Here is a 16,999-nt window from a genome sequence, read left to right as displayed (position 1 = left end):
GAAACATATCGACATGAAAAAAGGTAAGATAGCACTTATTGGTTTTCGTGCAACCGGCAAAAGCCTTGTGGGTAAAATTTTGGCCATGAAAACCCATTGGCCCTTGGTGGATATGGATAAGGAACTGATCGCATCCCTGGGGCAGGATATTGATTCCTATGTCCGGACTTACGGCTGGGAATCGTTTAGAGAAGCGGAGTCCAAACTGCTACATGCCCTTGCGGAAAGGGAGAGGCTGGTGGTCTCTACCGGCGGGGGAGTCATCGAAAGAACAGTCAACAGGGAAAAACTGAAGGAACAATTTTTTGTTGTCTGGCTTAGAGCGTCACCCGAAACCATTCATGCCCGACTCCTTCAGGACCCCGAAACAGGGGCGAACCGCCCTCCCTTGACGCATCTTCCCATGGAAAATGAGATCGAAGAGGTGCTCCGGCGGCGCGCTCCTCTCTACGAAGAAATTGCCGATCTCATTCTGGATACCGACGATGCATCTCCCGAAGAACTTGTCTCGAGGATCATATTGAGTGCTGCATCCTCCTGAGGTAGGAGTTCCAATGCGTAGAGGCCTTTTCAAATGTTCCCTTCTCATTTTTGGTGCGGCGATCTTCTGCCATATTCCCGAAGGAGTTTCAAAAATGGAAAATTGGACACTGAATATTCCCGATACCATGAACCGCCTGCAGAAACATCTGGAAGCACTCACGGTTACGATTGGGGAAAGGAGCGTGGTTTTGCCGGAAAATCTTCATCGAACCCAGGAATACATTGAAAATTTTTACCGCAGCCTGGGGCTTCATGTGAAGACGGAAACCTATGCCTATGAAAACTTCACGGTGGCCAATGTCTTTGCGGAGATCTCTTTCGGAACGCAACCGTCCCAAACGTATCTTATCGGAGCCCATTACGATTCCGTCGCAGGAACTGTAGGAGCCGATGACAATGCCAGCGCCGTTGCCGTTCAACTGGAGACGGCTCGAATTCTGAAAGCCTTAGAAGGACATGCAGATCTTCATGTCACGGTCAAATTTGTTTCCTTCGCTCTTGAAGAACCTCCCGTTTTCACTACTCGGTACATGGGAAGCAGAGTACATGCCGCAAACATCGTAAAGCACAAGGAAAGAATCGACGGGATGATCTGCCTGGAAATGGTGGGCTACACCTGTCGGCAACCCGGCTGCCAGGATTACCCCTTTCCCCTCATGTTCATGGGATATCCCAAGGAGGGGAATTTCATCGGGATTGTGGGTAATTTCCCCTCGAGAAGCTTCACCAGCTCTCTCAAGAAATCCTTTGAAAAGAATACCGACCTGCCGGTGGTGACACTGTCCGTTCCTTTCAACGGTTGGCTGATGCCAGCGGTCCGTCTGAGTGACCACTCCTCCTTCTGGGACAAGGGGATCAAAGCGGTCATGGTCACGGACACGGCCTTCTACCGGAATCCCCACTACCACTTCAGATCCGACACCATGGAAAAACTGGATTACCGGTTCATGGCGGAACTCGTGGAAAGCCTGCTCATTTTTCTGCGCTCCCACACGGGTGAATCTCCTTAAGGAGTTGGCGGATTCTAATATCCCGTTATTTACCACGGAGAGCAGAGAGAAGATTTTGGAATTCTTATGGGATTCCTCCGTGATCTCTGTGCCTCCGCGGTGAATGGGGATTTCAAGAACAACTCACTCCCTTACATCCAAAGAAAAAAAAGAAACCGAAACACCATCGGGCCGGGTTCCATACAGTTTTCAGGAAAAAATGCTTGGAGACAGGTATTATAATATAATAAAAAAATGTTCGTCTGATTGCAGTGGCATTCGGGAGCAGGATCTACCGATCCATGGAGAATGTCCTCGCGGGGGAGATAGGCATCGACAGGATGGAAAGGAACGAGCAGTGGTGGGATCTTCATGGAGTCATTGGATAAAATTGTTGGTTATCACGACTTTGTTGTGGGGATGTACCCCTAGGAAGATCATACAACCCTATCCAGCGGAATACATTCCACCGCCGCCACCGCCCGTTCCCATGGAAGGGCAATTGTATCATCCGAAAACCGTGCCCAGTAAAAAGTTCCGGGATCTGTCCTGGACAAAACGCATCATAACGGAGCAGGAGCTCATACAGGTCACCCAAAAAAACCCCGAACTGACATCTGTTGAAGTCTACGATATTCTGGCCAATCTGAATGCAAGGGCCCGTTATTACATCCGCGAAGACGTGAAAAACCATCGTCCATTGAAAGTGCCAAACAGCTTCAGTTCTTACAAGAACTGGTCGCCACTGCCTCAATATATTCCCGACCTCATCCATGTTCCCAAATTCATCCTGATCACCATGGATAAGCCCTACCTGGGGTGGTACCAGTACGGTCATCTCAAAAACGACAGTTTCGTATGCATCGGTAAGGAGGAGGGAATGACCGAGGCTGGGTTTTACAGAGTCCTCAATAAGGATGCAAATCATGTTTCCAGAAGCTACCCAAACGCTTTTGGCGATCCGGCGCCGATGCCGTGGGCGTTGAGGATTTATGACCACGTCTGGATTCACCTGGGAGACATCACGAGCGGCAATTGCTCCCATGGCTGCATCAATCTTCCACTCGGAAAGGCCGAGGAACTCTATAAGTGGGCAGACCTGGGCACCATTGTGGTCGTGGCGGATTCGCTGCCCCACTTGAACCAGATTTTGAAGGCGCGTCGCAATGAACTCCTCCCCGGCGTTCGGAATAACAGGATGCAGGGCGGCGTCCCAACAAGCGATCGCTAACTTTTTTGCAAAGGATATCAGACCGTGAAAAGACTGCTTTTGTTTTCCATGACATTTTTTCTGACCGTTTCCCTTTCTTCCCTCAACTCTGTCGCCCGAGCGGGTGGAGAAGAGGTGATGAAAGTCGAGTCGGCCATTCACGTGCTGGATGAAATCATGTCCATTCCCGAAACATGCATTCCTCCATCCCTTTTGAATGACGCATACGGCATCGCCATTTTCCCGGGACTTCTCAAGGCGGGCTTCATTCTCGGTGGACGCTATGGGGTGGGAATTCTCTCCGTTCGAAATGAGAACCGCAACTGGAGCAATCCAGTTTTCTTCAAGCTCATGGGCGGTAGCCTCGGATGGCAGATCGGAGCTCAGTCGAGCGATGTGATATTGGTCTTCAAAACCATCAGGAGCCTGGATTCCATCACAAGCGGCAAATTCACCCTCGGGGCGGACGCATCCGCTGCCGCCGGCCCTGTAGGGCGGCACGCAGAGGCGAGCACAGACCTGCAACTCAAAGCGGAAATCTACTCGTACTCCCGCAGCCGTGGACTCTTCGCCGGAGTCTCGCTGGAAGGGAGTTCCATACAGGTGGATGAAAAATCCAACTCGGCTTTTTACGGAATGGCGGGATTGACTCCTATGCAGATCTTCACGAACAATACCATTCAGGCCCCTGCCGTCGCTGAAGATTTCAAAAGGGCTCTGGCAAAATATGCCAATCCGTAGGACTGACGGACCGGCTTTCCGAAAAGGGATGCATCAGGATACACAGCCACCAGTATATTTCGTCACGAGGTGATCTTCTTCCTGACGGCATCGCAAAGGAGGAAGGAGGCTTCAAGTTCGCCTCCAGTTGCCGTTTGCATACGGACAAGAGCATCGTGTCCCAGGGACCTCTCCAATTGAGGGCACAGGTACTCGATGCAAATCAGGTTGCGGACGCGAAGCCTGCATCCCTTCGGTCCAAGGAAGGCACAACTGTCGGTCCTGGAAGCGCAAGTCTCCAGGTCGACTCCCAATAATAAATTGATCAGCAAAAGCACCACATCATACTTGTTTTCCAGACCCCGGCTGCAGCAACTCCCTTCCGGAGCCGTCGCATCGCAAAGTGCACAGGCCCGATCGATCCCCAGGTCTTTCATGGTTTTTCCGGATACTTTTATTCCCTCTTCCAATTGCCGCAGATAACGACGAACGGTAAGATCTTTTAGAAGCTCTTTTCCCCATTGCAAGAAAAGAAACCGAGCAAATTCGATTTTTTCCTCTATGGGAAGCATGTAATGCCGGGACTCCTGCACACAGGAATCCTCCATGGAACTTTCGCCTTTCGGTTCCCGCCTTTTCCCAAATTTTTCTCTCAACAGGGTTTCTTCCCACGAATCAACCCAGCACCCTCGATTGAATTTGAAGCTCATGAAAACATATCCCGTATGCAATATTGATCTGATGAAAATTGAGCTCCCCGCATAACTCCAGCAAGGTCACAGTGTGTCTCGTTCCTCCAATTGGGAATCGTGACCTCGGCGGCCTTTTCTTGCCGCAAACAGGGTCCTTGTTTATACTGTTACTCAAAATAACACAAAGCATCATGATGAAAACTTGTAAACAGGCATCATTCTCTCCTTTGATATCTCGGCCGCCAATGATACATGAAATGCCGTCGTAGCAATTTTTGTTACCATAAATTATGAGCCTCTTTTCATAAAGCAGGAGGTGCACCATGGCTTTTCCATTTGAGGGGAAATGATATGATTGAAGACATGATATCGGAAATGTTGGAAACCATTCGAAAACGGCATCCGCTGGTTCATAATATCACCAATTACGTGGTCATGAACTACACCGCCAATGTTTTGTTGGCCCTCGGTGCATCACCCGTAATGGCCCATGCTCCCGAGGAGGTCGAAGAGATGGTCGGGCTTGCCGGCGCACTGGTCATCAATATTGGAACCCTTTCGACTCCATGGGTGGATTCCATGTTTCTGGCCGCCCGGGCCGCAGAAAAACACTCCATCCCCATCATTCTGGACCCTGTAGGCGCAGGTGCCACACGCTTCAGAACGGATACAGCGAGGCGTCTTTTGAATGAAATCCATGTCACTGCGGTGCGGGGCAACGCTTCCGAAATCCTTGCGCTGGCTGGAGAATCGGGCAGTACCCGAGGGGTCGACTCGGTCCACGGTGCTGAAGATGCCCGCAATGTCGCTTCGCAACTCGCCCGAAAACATGACACGGTGATCGCTGTGACGGGGGTGGAAGATTTTGTAACGGACGGTGTGCGAAATTCCACCATTTCCAACGGTCACCCTCTCATGGGCCGCGTGACGGGGACCGGATGTTCCGCCAGCGCCATAACGGGAGCTTTTTGCGCAGTCGAACCCGACGCTCTCATCGCCGCCACAGGAGCCCTGACAACCTTTGGATTGGCAGGGGAAATGGCCGCCCGATCCAATCCGGGGCCGGGATCTTTTCAAATCCTCCTCCTGGATGCGTTGGACTCAATAGACCATAACATCATCAAGGAGAGAGCACGCCTCAGTGCTTCTTGATTACAAATGCATATGCAAATCGATTATTCTCTTTATCTGGTTACCGACCGCCGCATGACGGGCAACCGCTCCCTGATTGAAATCATCGAGGAGAGTATAGCGGGTGGTGTCACCATCGTACAATTGCGCGAAAAGCATGCCTCCACCAGGGAGTTCTTCGACCTGGCGGTAGCCGTCAGGGAAATCTTAAAGCCACACCGTATCCCTCTCATCATCAATGACCGTTTAGACGTTGCTCTGGCGTGTGGCGCCGAGGGGGTACATGTCGGCCAAAGCGACATGCAGTGCCGCATTGTGCGCAGAATTGTGGACCGTAAAATGATTGTCGGCGTCTCCGTAAGTACCGTGGAAGAAGCCCTGGCCGCGGAGGCCGACGGAGCAGATTACCTGGGCGTGAGTCCGGTCTTCAATACTCCCACCAAAACCGACACACCTGAAGCCACGGGCCTTCAAGGGCTGCAGAAAATCCGGCAGACGGTCAACATCCCCATTGTGGGAATCGGCGGAATTCATTCTGCCAATGCGGCACAGGTGGTGAGCTGCGGAGCGGATGGAATCGCTGTCGTTTCAGCGATCATGGCTTCATCAGAACCCCGCGGGGCTGCCCGGAGCCTGCGGGCCGCCATCGATTCGGGACGGTTTGCTCCGGAATACCGTTCACAAACGTAGACTTTTTTTGGGCTCATTCATCTCGATAATTTCGAGCCGTGTTTGCATGAAATGCATACGAAAACGTCCCACCATTTTGAGAGGAGTTTCACCCATGGCGCTTTTTCTCGTACAGCACGGTAAGAGCCTGCCCGAAGAGCAGGACCCGGAACGGGGACTTTCCAGTGAAGGCATCGCGGACGTGGAACGCATTGCGGCCGTCGCTCGCGGATACGGCGTAAATGTAGCGATCATCAAACATAGCGGGAAGAAGAGAGCGCGACAGACTGCGGAAATCTTTGCGGCAGCACTGAGGCCGGAAAAGGGGGTCGAGGAAGCGGCAGGATTGAATCCCCTGGACGATGTCACCGCTTTTGCCGCCGCCATCAATAACGAAGACAATGTAATGCTGGTGGGTCACCTCCCTTTCATGGAAAGACTCACCTCTTACCTGATCGTGGGATCTCCCGACAAGACCCTCTTCAAATTCCAGAATGGCGGTATTGTCTGCCTGGACCAGGACCCGAGAAGTTCTTCATGGTTCATCAAGTGGAGTCTCAGCCCGAAGATCGGATGATTTTTATTTGAACTTTTCTCAAACAGGACATCTCACTTCCTGCAGATCTTTTCACGGTTGATTTCAGGCAGTCTTTCAACAAGGCTCACAATCTCTGGTTCATCCCGAAGCCAGTGCCTCAGATTTCCCAGAAGACTTGCCGAATACGGGTTGGCATTCCCATCCGCGAGAAAGTAATTGACCCACTGGCCATCCTTCCGGTAAACCACAAGTCCTGCATCTATGAGCACTTTAAGATGATTGGACACGGTCGGCTGGGCTATTTTCAAAACGGCCTGGAGTTCGCAAACGCACATGCTCTTATGTTGAAGAAGTTTCAGTATCTTGACGCGATTGGGATCTGAAAGCGCTTTCATCACTCGAATAAATTCTTTCATGAAGGCTCCTCAATATATTTTTAAATGGAAATATAAAAATCAGATTGAGGAGTGTCAATCACTTTTTCGGGGCAGCAACGGCAGGTTCCGCCCTGTAAAGCGAACATGAAGGTGACGCCTTGCATGGACACGCCCGTTCTGTTTGAACTGCACATGGAGGATCTTTTACCGAATGGAGTTTTCTTCAAATACGATTGCATCACGAGTTGTCCGCTTCGTGCGACTCCCCCTCTTCCTGCTGGCTCTGGCATCTTTGCCCTTCTTCGTTTTGGAGCTGAAGACTCCGGCTCTAAACGACGCTGAAGGGATGTACGCCCAAATCGCACGCGAAATGCGAACGACGGGAGACTGGACCACCCCTCACCTCAATGGCAACCGTCATTTCGACAAACCCCCTCTCATCTATTGGCTCATCGGAACGGCCCAATCCGTACTGGGTGAAACGGAAACAGCGGCCCGCATCTGGCCCGCCCTGGCCGCATGGGCCACCATTTCCGTCGTAGGGACGATAGGTTCGACCCTTTATGGAGTTCAGACGGGATTTTTGAGTGCCCTCATCTACGCCACGAGTCTGGGGCCTTATATTTTTGGGCGCATGGTGATGCCTGATCCCATCCTGATTTTCTGGATCGCGCTGGCTATCCTGAGTTACAGCAAAAGCTACATGCAGCCGGAAAACAAGGGACAAGGTCCATGGTTCTGGATACTGTACGCCGCCTTCGGGTTCGCTCTTCTTACAAAAGGAATTCTGGGCTTTGGACTCGCCGCGGCGATCATAGGGTTGCACATCATTCTGACCGGTCGCCTGAGAGACTTTTTTTCCCGGCGACTTTTGGGAGGAACCGCCGTGGCGGCAGTCATCGCCCTTCCCTGGCACATGGCGGTAGCACGGGCCAATCCCGATTTTCTGGGATATTATGTCATACGAGAACATTTGCTCCGCTTCACCGGGCATCGCTATCCATCGGATGAGTTTCTTCCCCTCTCCCTTTTCTTGTTTTTGACGCTTGTTTGGACTTTTCCCTGGACCGGCATGGTTCCTCAGGCATTGGTACGAGGAATCAAAAGACTGAAGGCGTCCGGCTTGCGCAATAGCGAAGATCTTCTTCCGCTCCTTTGGCTGACGGTTATCATCGGACTTTTTGCAGCCTCCCATTCCAGGTTGGAATATTACGCCCTGCCCTCTATTCCGGGATTTGCGCTGCTCATTGGAAAACTTTGGGATGAAGCCCTGGAAACCGGCAATAAGTCGTTCCTAAAGATTACTGCCGATGGCTCAAGACCTACGGCCGGAGGCGAGGAAGAAATTCCGGCGGGGCAGGAATCGCCTTCCCGGCGAGGCATTGTTATGGCCCTTGCCGTCATGACAGCTCTCATGGGCACAGCGGCGGCGGCGGCTTTGGTGATGCTGGGTCCCGCCAAGGATATGATCTCCCAGGTCATTGTGGATGCGTGGCCTACGGGCGGATGGACGGGAAGTCCGGAACAGATGGCGACGCTGGAAAGGATTCGCATTCCAACGATGGCATCCTTTGCAGGCGCAGCCGTTTTTAGCGCCGGCGCCCTTCTCGCTGCTCGAAAGGCACAATTCAAAGCGGCCTGTGGCCTTTTGGCCGTCATGATGGCGCCCTTTTTCATGCTGGTCCATTGGGGATTCCAGGTGGTGGAACCCTTTGAGTCCACCCGGCCCGTGGCCGAAATAGTCCTGCAGCACGCAGGACCTTCGGATCTCATCGTCTACCCCGAGCCCCATGAATACATGTGGGTGGGAGGCATCACCTTTTACACCGGGCGTCCCATCTATATTTTGAAAGATCCCCAGTTCGACGGGCTGGCCTCCCGCCGCCGCGAACCACCCGAACGGTTTCTGACCGAAAACGAACTCTTCAGACTCTGGAACTCCGACAAGCGCGTGATCGTCGTCGCCAACGCAGGAGGAAATCTCGGCAAAGAACTCTTGAATGGAAACCATGCAAGGCTATTGGGTCAAACGAGCGATCGAGCGATACTGAGCAACCGATGATGCATCCTCGAATAGAAGGCTCGCCCTCTTGCGCACTCATGATCGTCAGATTGAAACTTTGATGGCAGAATAGAACTGGAGCTGGTCTTTTTTTGCCCTCTATTTGAACTTCAGAGGCTGTCTGAAAATTCCTCTGCTTGGGAACCGAACCTGCTTCGATTCCCCCTTTGAGGGGGGCCAAGGGGGGTGTTTTTCTGTTTCGCGAAATCTTGCCCCCCTACCCCCCTCAAAGGGGGAATTTTCAGACATCCTCTCAGCTATCTCGTGGAGCATACACTTTGGACAGGAACCCAATGGAAGAAGAAAAGAAAAGCAAGTCACAGCTCAAAAGAGAGATGCTGGCATTACAAAAGCTCGGCGAGGAATTGGTCCGATTGAGTGAAGATCAGATCAGCAAACTCGATATCCCGTCTGCACTCATGGATGCATTACTCTTTGCCAAGACCATCAAGAAACATGAAGCGTGGCGCAGGCAAATGCAATATATCGGGACGCTCATGCGGGAGATTGATCCGGAACCTATCCATCGGGCCATTGAAAACGCTCTTCACGGACATAAGGCGGACATGCGGATCTTCAAACAGGCCGAGGAATGGAGAGACAAACTCCTGGCAGGAAACGACGCACTGTTGGAAGAGCTTTTCACGCGATTCCCCCATGTCGACTTCCAGCGAATGCGCCAACTCGTGCTCAACGCAAGAAAAGAGAAGGACGGCAATAAGCCGCCCAAGTCCTCGCGGGCTCTTTTCCGGTACCTCAGGGAACTCTTGAATTCAGAGGAATTTTATACTGCGAACGGTTAAGATCCTGACTCCCGCAGGATCATCAATAAGTCAGGATCTCATCCGTTTGGAGTATAATCAGTGAGCCAGACTCTTCAGGGCATCATCTTCCGTGAAATGAATATCGAAAAGCTCGTTGAGTCTGGCGAGCTTGAGAGTGTTCATCACTTTTTCCTGAACTCCCACGAGTATGAAACGGGCTCTTTCTTTCGTGCTCCATTGCATCCCTTCCACCAGGGTGGCTATCCCGGAAGAGTCCATATACGGCACACCACTCAGATCCACGATGACCCCTTTGGGGGACTTCTTGAAAGCATTCTGCAATGCCGTTCGCACATCAGGCGAGACAGACATATCGATCTCGCCTTCGACGCGGATGCACTGCAATCCGCCCAGATTTTTACTACTGATATTCAACACGGTTCCATGCTCCTTTAACTCACCCCCCTCGACTGCTCAGCCCTCTTCGATCTTTGTGAGCTTTTCATTGATCTTGCTCATCAATCCCTTGAACCCCTCCTTGCGCATCAATTCCCGGAACTGGGAACGGTAATTGGTAACCAGAGAGACTCCCTCGATGTTCACATCATAGACCATCCATTGACCGTTGACATTGTACAGAGAATAATCCAAAGGGATAGACTGCCCCTTGGAAAGGATAGTGGTGCTCACGAGATAGTAGCGTGAACCCTTTGGCTTTTCCTCATTGTAGCTCACTTTTTCGTCGGAATATTTTTCGACTTTTGAAATATACGAATTTTCGAGAAGATGAGAAAAGGCCTCTTGAAATTCCTTTTGCTCTGCAGGTGATAACTGCGGCCAATACTCGCTCATACTGCGCTTGGCCATCTCTCCGAAATCAAACCGTTCCTCCACTGCCTGGAATATCTTATCACGACGCTGCTGCTTCATCTGCGGAGCATTCAGCCGGGAATCCTGAAGGATACCGAGCACCTTGTCTATCGACTGCTTCAGTTGATCTACGGCTTCACCGGCCTCGGCGAAAGAAACAGAACCCAAAAACATAGTGAAACCCAGCAAAAAAAATATAAATTTTCTTAGCATAACCTTTCCCCTGCGAACCCTTTCAAATTTGATGTTCGCGATTTCATTGTTGCATCATTTGACATGCCATACCCGAAATTCCATTATATCACTTGCTTTCGAAGATATACTTGCTGATCAACTCTTCCAGACTGATGGCTGACTCCGTCTCCACCAGAACCCCTCCCGGTTCCAGCATTTCACTCGAACCGCCCGGGCTCAGCTTGATGAACATGTCTCCGATGATTCCCTTGGTGCGCACAGAAGCGATGGTATCATCACTGAGCTTGATATCTTTACGGATTCCCATTGTCACTTTAGCCATATATGAATCGAGAGAAATGTCCAGAACCTTCCCCACTTCAACGCCGGCAATTTCAACGGTGGAACCTTTCTTTAGCCCGGTAATGGAATTGAACTCGGCCGAAACGCGGTAATAAGGATTCCCGAACAAATCCACCTCTCCGAGACTCACGGAGAGATAGGCAATACACGCCACCCCCAGCAAGACAAAGATCCCGACGATAATTTCTGTTGACGTTTTATACATTACCTTTCTCCCTGATCCTATTTTTTCTCATGCCTGTCTCTTCCTCATCCCGAACTTCTCTCCAAAAGGCCATGGAGATTTTTCAAAGCAGAAAGGAAGTGAGAATATAGTCCAATATGAGGATTGCAACGGATGTGACTACGACGGCATTGGTCGTGGCCGAAGCAACTCCTTCCGTCGTGGCTTCGGCCGTATACCCTATGAAGGAACATACCCACGATATGACCAGCCCGAATGCGATGGACTTATAAAACCCGCCGGTAATGTCGGCAAGGTCCACGGCCTTGATCATCTCGCCAAAATACGATCCAGAATTGACACCCAGCAGATGCACTCCCACGAGGTATCCCCCGCCTATACCAATAACATCGAAAAAAGCTGTGAGAAGAGGCAGGGAAATCAAACCGGCGAAGAGCTTGGGAGAGACAACGAACTTGAGGGGATTGACCGCCATCATCTCCAGAGCGTTGATCTGCTCGGTGATTTTCATGATGCCGATCTCGGCGGTCATGGACGAACCCGCTCTTCCCGCAACCATGAGGGCAGTCAATACGGGACCAAGTTCGCGGATGATGGAGAGGGCAACAGCGGAACCGAGCAACCCTTCGGAACCGAACTTTCTGAGAGTGTAGTATCCCTGAAGGCCCAGAACCATGCCCGCGAACGCTCCTGTGATGAGAATGATCACCGAAGACCTGGCTCCGATGAAGAGGATCTGTTCAGTGATCCTCCTGATTTTGAAGGGACGCACAAATCCATATAAAAGGCATTCCAGGAGAAAGAGAACGCTCCGGCCCGCCAAGCGAACCGTATCCATCGTCCAACGACCTGCCACAGCAGGAATTTCTAATGCATTCATGAGATCAATATATCTTCGAAATAGTCCTTGTCTGTACGGTTGAAGGGAATCGGCCCTTCCGGTTCCCCACGAATGAACTGCAAAACCCTCGGATCATCACTGGCCTGTATTTCCTCTGGACTTCCTTCAACGATCTTCTTCCCATAAAAGAGAATAATAATATGATCTGCGATTTGAAAAGAAGAGGCGATATCGTGGGAAACTACGACGGAAGTCACGCCCTGGGCCTTGTTGAAGTCGACGATCAGCTTGTTGATGACACCCGCGGAAATGGGATCCAGCCCCGACGTGGGTTCATCGTAGAACACCACCCGCGGATCCATGATGAGGGCCCGCGCCAGCCCGATCCGCTTGGCCATTCCTCCGGAAAGCTGAGACGGCATCAATTCTTCCATGCCTCGCAATCCCACCAGTTCGAGCTTCATCTTGACCATGGTGCGAATCACGGAATCGGCCAAACGGGTGTGTTCTCTCAAAGGAAAGGCCACATTCTCAAAAACATTGAGGGAATTGAAAAGAGCGGCCCCCTGAAAGAGCATCCCCATCTTTTTCCTGATCTGGTACAGTTCTTTCCTGGATGCACCCGTCAGTTCCCTCTCTCCGAAAAAGATCCTTCCGGAATCCGGTCTTTCCAAACCCACCACCTGCTTGAGCAACGTGGATTTGCCCGATCCACTGCCGCCCAGTATGACAGTGATCCTGCCTTCCAAAAAGCGGCAAGAAATATGGTCTGAAGCATGGAGGTTCTTATACGTCTTAACGAGATTTTCTACTCTAATCATGATGAATTTTTACAACCTTCAACAAAAAAGAAAGGATCTTTCTCGCTCAGCGCTTATCCGAAAAATCTCTCATTCCGGCCCTCTTCCCAAAGGGCGAGAGATGTTTTCGCACAGGCTCTTATGGACAGAAAAGATCCCATCATACTCTTACACATTAATCGACAAAGTATACAGCAATTCGGCATCGATAAAAAGCGAGAAACCTTTCCGACTTCAAAATGTATAGCATGGTTCACGAAGAGGAACGACGACGATCGTTCTTTCATTTTTTACCCAAATCTTGTATCGTTCCGGCTCAATCTTTCAATGGAGGAGACCCCCACCATGGCCATAGAATTTGTAAAAACCCGTGTTTTCCCGCAAGGCATGGCTCCGGCCGACGAACGGCAAGCATTGGAACTCATTGAAATCTGTGGTCGAACGGCTTACAAATCGGAAGATAAGATCACTGAAGACTCGGCCCGATCTTTCGTCCTGATGTTGAAAAAGCATGGCCATCTCTCTGTCCTGGAACACAGCAACGCTGTTTTGGGAATAGAGGAAAATGTTTGCAGGAGCCCGGCTTCATCGATTCCCCCCATTGAAACGTTCAGGCGATCCCTTGTGGACCGTCTGGAAGTACGGAACGGCTACCACCGGTTTGCCTCCATCCCCTCTTCCACCGGCTTTGCCATGGGGGGCAACTATCGAAGCTGGATCGATACAGTGGGATACCTCCGGGATAGAGAACCCCGCTATGCGTGTTTTTTTCAAAAGCACTTGAATCGCTTTTATCCCAATCTTTTCGAAGCTCCGGAAACATCCTTCGAGGGTCCGGAATACCGTGTTTCCCTTCTTCGGGAAGAGGAACAGATGGGGATCCTCAAACAGGATCCCGATTCGGACCTCCCCGTCTTTGTATTCAAATTCATCTGCGACCGGGGAATCACTCATGAGGTGGTGAGGCACCGCGTCTTGTCCTTTACCCAGGAAAGCACGCGCTACGTCAACTATGGAAACAAGGGAATGACCGTCATTCTTCCAGAAGAACTGGAGCCTTTTTTTGATGCCCAAAAGGGTTCCTTCACGGCACGCAATCCCCTTGTGCAGATGTGGATCCAGCGGGCGGAAACCATCTTCAAGTGGTATCAGGAAGACCTCAAGCGCGGACTCAAACCGCAGACCGCAAGGGACATTCTTCCGAACCTTCTCAAGAGCGAGATTATGGTCAGCGGCAGATGGAGCGGATGGAAACATTTCATTGCCTTGAGAGATTCGAAACAGGCTCATCCCAGAATTCGGTTCATTGCACAGGAAGTCAGAAAATATTTTGAATCCATTGATTTGTTTTAAAAACCTTCCGGAAACCACCCTCATCCTTCAGGAAAGAAGATTGGAACGGTTTTGGTCCGCATACCCAGGAAATACAGATTTCCACAGGCAAGATGAAAGGTTTAAGGACTCGGAATGCAAGAGATCTTCGATCTTCAATGGCAGCTCGGTGTGCATATTTTGAAAAACATCGGGTTGGATTACGAAAACACCATCAGAGACGCCGAAAAGAAACCCGTCTGGATTGAAAATTACAGAAAAGCGCTCTCTGCGGAACTTGCAGAACTCATCAGGGAGGTCCAGGAATTCGGCATAGGATCCTCAAACGGCAAGATCGAAGTGGTCGATATGCTCCACTTTCTCGTGAGTCTCTCTCATATCGTCCAGGTGGAACCTTCCGAGGTTTCTCTTACCGGCCATGACCTGGACGAATCCGCTTTTCCGTCCTGCGCCATTCAAACTTTTCTGGCTCTGGACGATCTTCAGAACAGCCTGAAATGGAAGTGGTGGGCAAAAGGCGGCGGATTCAAGCCCGAAAAAGCGAGGAAGGCCGTCCTGGATCTCTGGAAATGTTTCGGAGATTTTTGCGCCCTTTTTCATATGGACTTGGAGACGGTCAAAAAGATCTATCTTGAAAAAAACAGAATCAATTTCCAGAGGCAGGAACAAGACTACAACGAAGACACCAAAACGGAAGCGGACAATCGGTCCATTCACGCATGAATTTTCAAAGCCGTTTCGAGATGCATTGCTGGCGGCTCCGTCTCGAAGGAATAGAATCTCAAATGAAAACAAAATCTTGTCCTCCTGCTCAATTTATCAGTTTTGAAGGTGTCGACGGGTGTGGAAAAAGCACTCTCATGGACAAGCTCAGCCAATGGCTTGAAGGCGTAGGAATCCCGCACATTCGAACGCGGGAACCGGGGGGTACCCCTTTAGGCGAAAAGATAAGGGACCTGCTCCTGGATCCGGCTCATGCCGAGATGAATGAAGAGACGGAGGTCCTCCTTTACACCGCCAGCCGGGCCCAGCTGGCCGCTCAGATCATTTCGCCGGCGCTGAAAGAGGGGAAATGGGTTCTTTCCGACCGCTACATCGACGCCACCCTCGCCTACCAGGGATACGGAAGAGGTATGGACTTGCAAGCCCTCCGCCGGATACAGGACTGGGCCACCAAAGGCCTCTGGCCGCATCGAACGGTTTTGCTGGATTGCAGTATACAAGTGGCCTTTCAGAGGATGCAGGGACGGGAAGGAGAACCGGACCGCATGGAACAGGAGAAGGAATCCTTCCATCAAAAGGTCAGGGAAGGTTACCTGGAGCTGGCCAAAGGCGAACCACAACGCTTCATCGTGCTCAATGCCGCAAACCCGTTGGATCAAGTCCTGGAAGAATTTCGAAAAAAATTCTGGGAACCCCTCTCCCGAAAAATGCAATAGTAGCGGCTATACGCCTCCATGAATGTACGATGCCGGAAAGTGCCGAACAAGGCACTCAATTGAAGTCATCAAAAATCTGCCCGAAGTTGATCCCCCCGATTACGGCCCCCTTATAGATTTCATACATATATCTTTTACCTTCGACCAACGGCTGGGATTTTATGCCATGATTGATGGAGAGCGCCGCTTCGATAAAAGCAGCCAGTTTGTCGCACCCCTTGATGATGACACCATCCACCGGGGAGAATCGATCCTCATTGTACTTTGAAGCCAGCTCCTCGCTGGTCAATCCCTTGCAAATGATCCCCTTTTCTATGATTTTGTTTTGAAACTCTTCTTCCAAAAAATACTTGATGTCATGACATATGGAAGACGGGAGCAGGGGGAGAATGCGTTCTTCCAGATGGAGCCGTTCGTAGGTTTTTATGATTTCGTCGAGACCTTCCACAGAACTCTTCACGGGAGAGACGATGTCGCGAGTCAACACTTCCGGCAGATCGTGCAGGAGTCCCACGAAGTAGTTGTTGTAGATCCTCTTGTCGCAAGCGTCGACCTCCACGGAACAGAAGTAAGACATCATGGCCACGATGAGCATATGCCCGAGGACGGATGTCTTGGGGACTCGCGGCGATTGAGCCCACCGTTGCTGGAACCGCAACTGTCCACACAGGTCGATGAATCCAAAGGATTTTTTGCGCAAAGAAATTTTCTGCACACCGATCAAATCGTAATGGTCTTCAATCTGATTTTCTATTTCTTCCTTCGTTCGATCGATTCCGTAGACAAAGGGGGCGGTATTGTAAATGATCTGAAACTCCCAATTGGTCGCAAGATAGTGAGCGGCTCGCAGCAGTCTTTTTTCCAGCCTCGAATAGTTTTGGTCAAACAGGTAGCTTTCGAACTTCCGGCTGAAATCTCCCTTGACGGACAGAACATCATCCTGCAATTTTTTGAGTACCAGCTCGTTCAGTTCGTTTCCCTTCTCGCTCATCAGTTTATGGAAAACAGGAGGCTTGATATCCGTTAAAATGACCCGCTGCAGAAATTCAAAAATCCCTCCCTCGATGAGCTTCCTCCAGTCCACCACCGTCTTCCGCTCATCTTCTTCCATCTTTCCAATCACATAGGCGATGATCATTTTGTGAGCCTGCTTGTCCAGTTCCGTGAATTCAACCGGCCTTACATGATCGTTCCATCTTTGAATGCTCGCTGCTTCAAAAAACCTGTCCAGCAAACCTTTCCTGATCATTGTACACCCCCATGAGAATCAAGCTTTAGATGTACAGAACATCGGGCATATT

General features: G+C 50.7%; 20 protein-coding genes. 12 read left to right on the top strand and 8 right to left on the bottom strand.

Features of this window, described 5'->3' with window-relative positions; genetic code table 11:
• Window positions 1-13: 13 nt before the first annotated feature.
• From QMG16_RS00560 to QMG16_RS00545, 4 genes are all read left to right on the top strand, one after another.
• Entirely contained in the window at window positions 14-541 is a 528-nt protein-coding gene (locus tag QMG16_RS00560) for a shikimate kinase (RefSeq protein ID WP_281791736.1), read from the top strand.
• 94 nt (window positions 542-635) lie between these two features.
• Window positions 636-1,553 (top strand): M28 family peptidase, encoded by a 918-nt coding sequence (locus QMG16_RS00555; protein ID WP_281791735.1) that lies wholly within the window; start codon window positions 636-638, stop codon window positions 1,551-1,553.
• A gap of 370 nt (window positions 1,554-1,923) precedes the next feature.
• Window positions 1,924-2,763, top strand: coding sequence for a L,D-transpeptidase (locus QMG16_RS00550; protein WP_281791734.1), 840 nt, complete (start codon window positions 1,924-1,926; stop codon window positions 2,761-2,763).
• Between the two features lie 24 nt (window positions 2,764-2,787).
• Entirely contained in the window at window positions 2,788-3,483 is a 696-nt protein-coding gene (locus tag QMG16_RS00545; RefSeq protein WP_281791733.1) for a lipid-binding SYLF domain-containing protein, read from the top strand.
• A 62-nt stretch (window positions 3,484-3,545) separates the two neighbouring features.
• On the opposite strand, the gene QMG16_RS00540 is transcribed toward QMG16_RS00545, so the two are convergent.
• Window positions 3,546-4,070, bottom strand: coding sequence for a hypothetical protein (locus QMG16_RS00540; RefSeq protein WP_281791732.1), 525 nt, complete (start codon window positions 4,068-4,070; stop codon window positions 3,546-3,548).
• 435 nt (window positions 4,071-4,505) lie between these two features.
• Between QMG16_RS00540 and thiM the strand changes: the two genes are divergently transcribed.
• The 3 genes from thiM to sixA all read left to right on the top strand — a co-directional run bounded on the left by thiM (window position 4,506) and on the right by sixA (window position 6,531).
• Window positions 4,506-5,306 (top strand): hydroxyethylthiazole kinase, encoded by an 801-nt coding sequence (thiM, locus tag QMG16_RS00535; RefSeq protein ID WP_281791731.1) that lies wholly within the window; start codon window positions 4,506-4,508, stop codon window positions 5,304-5,306.
• Between the two features lie 12 nt (window positions 5,307-5,318).
• Complete coding sequence (gene thiE, locus QMG16_RS00530; RefSeq protein WP_281791730.1) at window positions 5,319-5,975, top strand: thiamine phosphate synthase; 657 nt, start codon at window positions 5,319-5,321, stop codon at window positions 5,973-5,975.
• A gap of 94 nt (window positions 5,976-6,069) precedes the next feature.
• Window positions 6,070-6,531: a phosphohistidine phosphatase SixA gene (gene sixA, locus QMG16_RS00525; RefSeq protein WP_281791729.1), complete on the top strand. Its 462-nt coding sequence runs from the start codon at window positions 6,070-6,072 to the stop codon at window positions 6,529-6,531.
• A gap of 32 nt (window positions 6,532-6,563) precedes the next feature.
• Here sixA and QMG16_RS00520 read toward each other — a convergent pair whose 3' ends face one another.
• A complete protein-coding gene (locus QMG16_RS00520) occupies window positions 6,564-6,908 on the bottom strand; it encodes an ArsR/SmtB family transcription factor (protein ID WP_281791728.1) in 345 nt (114 codons plus the stop codon).
• A 172-nt stretch (window positions 6,909-7,080) separates the two neighbouring features.
• On the opposite strand from QMG16_RS00520, the gene QMG16_RS00515 reads away from it, so the two are divergent.
• Window positions 7,081-8,931, top strand: a complete 1,851-nt coding sequence (locus QMG16_RS00515; RefSeq protein ID WP_281791727.1) for an ArnT family glycosyltransferase — start codon at window positions 7,081-7,083, stop codon at window positions 8,929-8,931.
• 293 nt (window positions 8,932-9,224) lie between these two features.
• Window positions 9,225-9,734 (top strand): ribosome biogenesis factor YjgA, encoded by a 510-nt coding sequence (gene yjgA / locus QMG16_RS00510; protein ID WP_281791726.1) that lies wholly within the window; start codon window positions 9,225-9,227, stop codon window positions 9,732-9,734.
• Between the two features lie 57 nt (window positions 9,735-9,791).
• On the opposite strand, the gene QMG16_RS00505 is transcribed toward yjgA, so the two are convergent.
• The 5 genes from QMG16_RS00505 to QMG16_RS00485 all read right to left on the bottom strand — a co-directional run bounded on the left by QMG16_RS00505 (window position 9,792) and on the right by QMG16_RS00485 (window position 12,948).
• Complete coding sequence (locus tag QMG16_RS00505) at window positions 9,792-10,133, bottom strand: STAS domain-containing protein (RefSeq protein ID WP_281791725.1); 342 nt, start codon at window positions 10,131-10,133, stop codon at window positions 9,792-9,794.
• A gap of 36 nt (window positions 10,134-10,169) precedes the next feature.
• Window positions 10,170-10,778 (bottom strand): MlaC/ttg2D family ABC transporter substrate-binding protein, encoded by a 609-nt coding sequence (locus tag QMG16_RS00500; protein ID WP_281791724.1) that lies wholly within the window; start codon window positions 10,776-10,778, stop codon window positions 10,170-10,172.
• Window positions 10,779-10,866: 88 nt separating this feature from the next.
• Window positions 10,867-11,307, bottom strand: coding sequence for an outer membrane lipid asymmetry maintenance protein MlaD (mlaD, locus tag QMG16_RS00495; RefSeq protein ID WP_281791723.1), 441 nt, complete (start codon window positions 11,305-11,307; stop codon window positions 10,867-10,869).
• Window positions 11,308-11,389: 82 nt separating this feature from the next.
• Window positions 11,390-12,166, bottom strand: a complete 777-nt coding sequence (locus QMG16_RS00490; protein WP_281791722.1) for an MlaE family lipid ABC transporter permease subunit — start codon at window positions 12,164-12,166, stop codon at window positions 11,390-11,392.
• Window positions 12,163-12,948, bottom strand: a complete 786-nt coding sequence (locus QMG16_RS00485; RefSeq protein WP_281791721.1) for an ABC transporter ATP-binding protein — start codon at window positions 12,946-12,948, stop codon at window positions 12,163-12,165. Before QMG16_RS00485 ends, QMG16_RS00490 begins: the two co-directional genes overlap by 4 nt.
• 324 nt (window positions 12,949-13,272) lie before the next feature.
• On the opposite strand from QMG16_RS00485, the gene QMG16_RS00480 reads away from it, so the two are divergent.
• The 3 genes from QMG16_RS00480 (at window position 13,273) to tmk (ending at window position 15,698) form a co-directional block, all read left to right on the top strand.
• On the top strand, window positions 13,273-14,280 hold the full coding sequence (locus tag QMG16_RS00480; protein WP_281791720.1) for an FAD-dependent thymidylate synthase: 1,008 nt from the start codon (window positions 13,273-13,275) through the stop codon (window positions 14,278-14,280).
• A 114-nt stretch (window positions 14,281-14,394) separates the two neighbouring features.
• Window positions 14,395-14,982: a dUTP diphosphatase gene (locus tag QMG16_RS00475; protein ID WP_281791719.1), complete on the top strand. Its 588-nt coding sequence runs from the start codon at window positions 14,395-14,397 to the stop codon at window positions 14,980-14,982.
• A 62-nt stretch (window positions 14,983-15,044) separates the two neighbouring features.
• On the top strand, window positions 15,045-15,698 hold the full coding sequence (gene tmk / locus QMG16_RS00470) for a dTMP kinase (RefSeq protein WP_281791718.1): 654 nt from the start codon (window positions 15,045-15,047) through the stop codon (window positions 15,696-15,698).
• A 55-nt stretch (window positions 15,699-15,753) separates the two neighbouring features.
• On the opposite strand, the gene QMG16_RS00465 is transcribed toward tmk, so the two are convergent.
• Window positions 15,754-16,947 (bottom strand): HD domain-containing protein, encoded by a 1,194-nt coding sequence (locus tag QMG16_RS00465; protein ID WP_281791717.1) that lies wholly within the window; start codon window positions 16,945-16,947, stop codon window positions 15,754-15,756.
• Between the last annotated feature and the right edge of the window lie 52 nt (window positions 16,948-16,999).

It is taken from the genome of Desulforhabdus amnigena (genome assembly GCF_027925305.1).
GTDB lineage: Bacteria > Desulfobacterota > Syntrophobacteria > Syntrophobacterales > Syntrophobacteraceae > Desulforhabdus > Desulforhabdus amnigena.
Note: the sequence above shows the minus strand (reverse complement) of the source record. Positions and strands in the feature narration are given on the sequence as shown.

Excerpts from the sequence above, each read along its gene's own strand:
- QMG16_RS00560 (WP_281791736.1), top strand. The coding sequence starts at position 14 with ATGAAAAAAGGTAAGATAGCACTTATTGGTTTTCGTGCAACCGGCAAA.
- QMG16_RS00555 (WP_281791735.1), top strand. The coding sequence starts at position 636 with ATGGAAAATTGGACACTGAATATTCCCGATACCATGAACCGCCTGCAG.
- QMG16_RS00540 (WP_281791732.1), bottom strand. The coding sequence starts at position 4,070 with ATGGAGGATTCCTGTGTGCAGGAGTCCCGGCATTACATGCTTCCCATA.
- thiM (WP_281791731.1), top strand. The coding sequence starts at position 4,506 with ATGATTGAAGACATGATATCGGAAATGTTGGAAACCATTCGAAAACGG.
- thiE (WP_281791730.1), top strand. The coding sequence starts at position 5,319 with ATGCAAATCGATTATTCTCTTTATCTGGTTACCGACCGCCGCATGACG.
- sixA (WP_281791729.1), top strand. The coding sequence starts at position 6,070 with ATGGCGCTTTTTCTCGTACAGCACGGTAAGAGCCTGCCCGAAGAGCAG.
- QMG16_RS00520 (WP_281791728.1), bottom strand. The coding sequence starts at position 6,908 with ATGAAAGAATTTATTCGAGTGATGAAAGCGCTTTCAGATCCCAATCGC.
- QMG16_RS00515 (WP_281791727.1), top strand. The coding sequence starts at position 7,081 with ATGGAGTTTTCTTCAAATACGATTGCATCACGAGTTGTCCGCTTCGTG.
- yjgA (WP_281791726.1), top strand. The coding sequence starts at position 9,225 with ATGGAAGAAGAAAAGAAAAGCAAGTCACAGCTCAAAAGAGAGATGCTG.
- QMG16_RS00500 (WP_281791724.1), bottom strand. The coding sequence starts at position 10,778 with ATGCTAAGAAAATTTATATTTTTTTTGCTGGGTTTCACTATGTTTTTG.
- mlaD (WP_281791723.1), bottom strand. The coding sequence starts at position 11,307 with ATGTATAAAACGTCAACAGAAATTATCGTCGGGATCTTTGTCTTGCTG.
- QMG16_RS00490 (WP_281791722.1), bottom strand. The coding sequence starts at position 12,166 with ATGAATGCATTAGAAATTCCTGCTGTGGCAGGTCGTTGGACGATGGAT.
- QMG16_RS00485 (WP_281791721.1), bottom strand. The coding sequence starts at position 12,948 with ATGATTAGAGTAGAAAATCTCGTTAAGACGTATAAGAACCTCCATGCT.
- QMG16_RS00480 (WP_281791720.1), top strand. The coding sequence starts at position 13,273 with ATGGCCATAGAATTTGTAAAAACCCGTGTTTTCCCGCAAGGCATGGCT.
- QMG16_RS00475 (WP_281791719.1), top strand. The coding sequence starts at position 14,395 with ATGCAAGAGATCTTCGATCTTCAATGGCAGCTCGGTGTGCATATTTTG.
- tmk (WP_281791718.1), top strand. The coding sequence starts at position 15,045 with ATGAAAACAAAATCTTGTCCTCCTGCTCAATTTATCAGTTTTGAAGGT.
- QMG16_RS00465 (WP_281791717.1), bottom strand. The coding sequence starts at position 16,947 with ATGATCAGGAAAGGTTTGCTGGACAGGTTTTTTGAAGCAGCGAGCATT.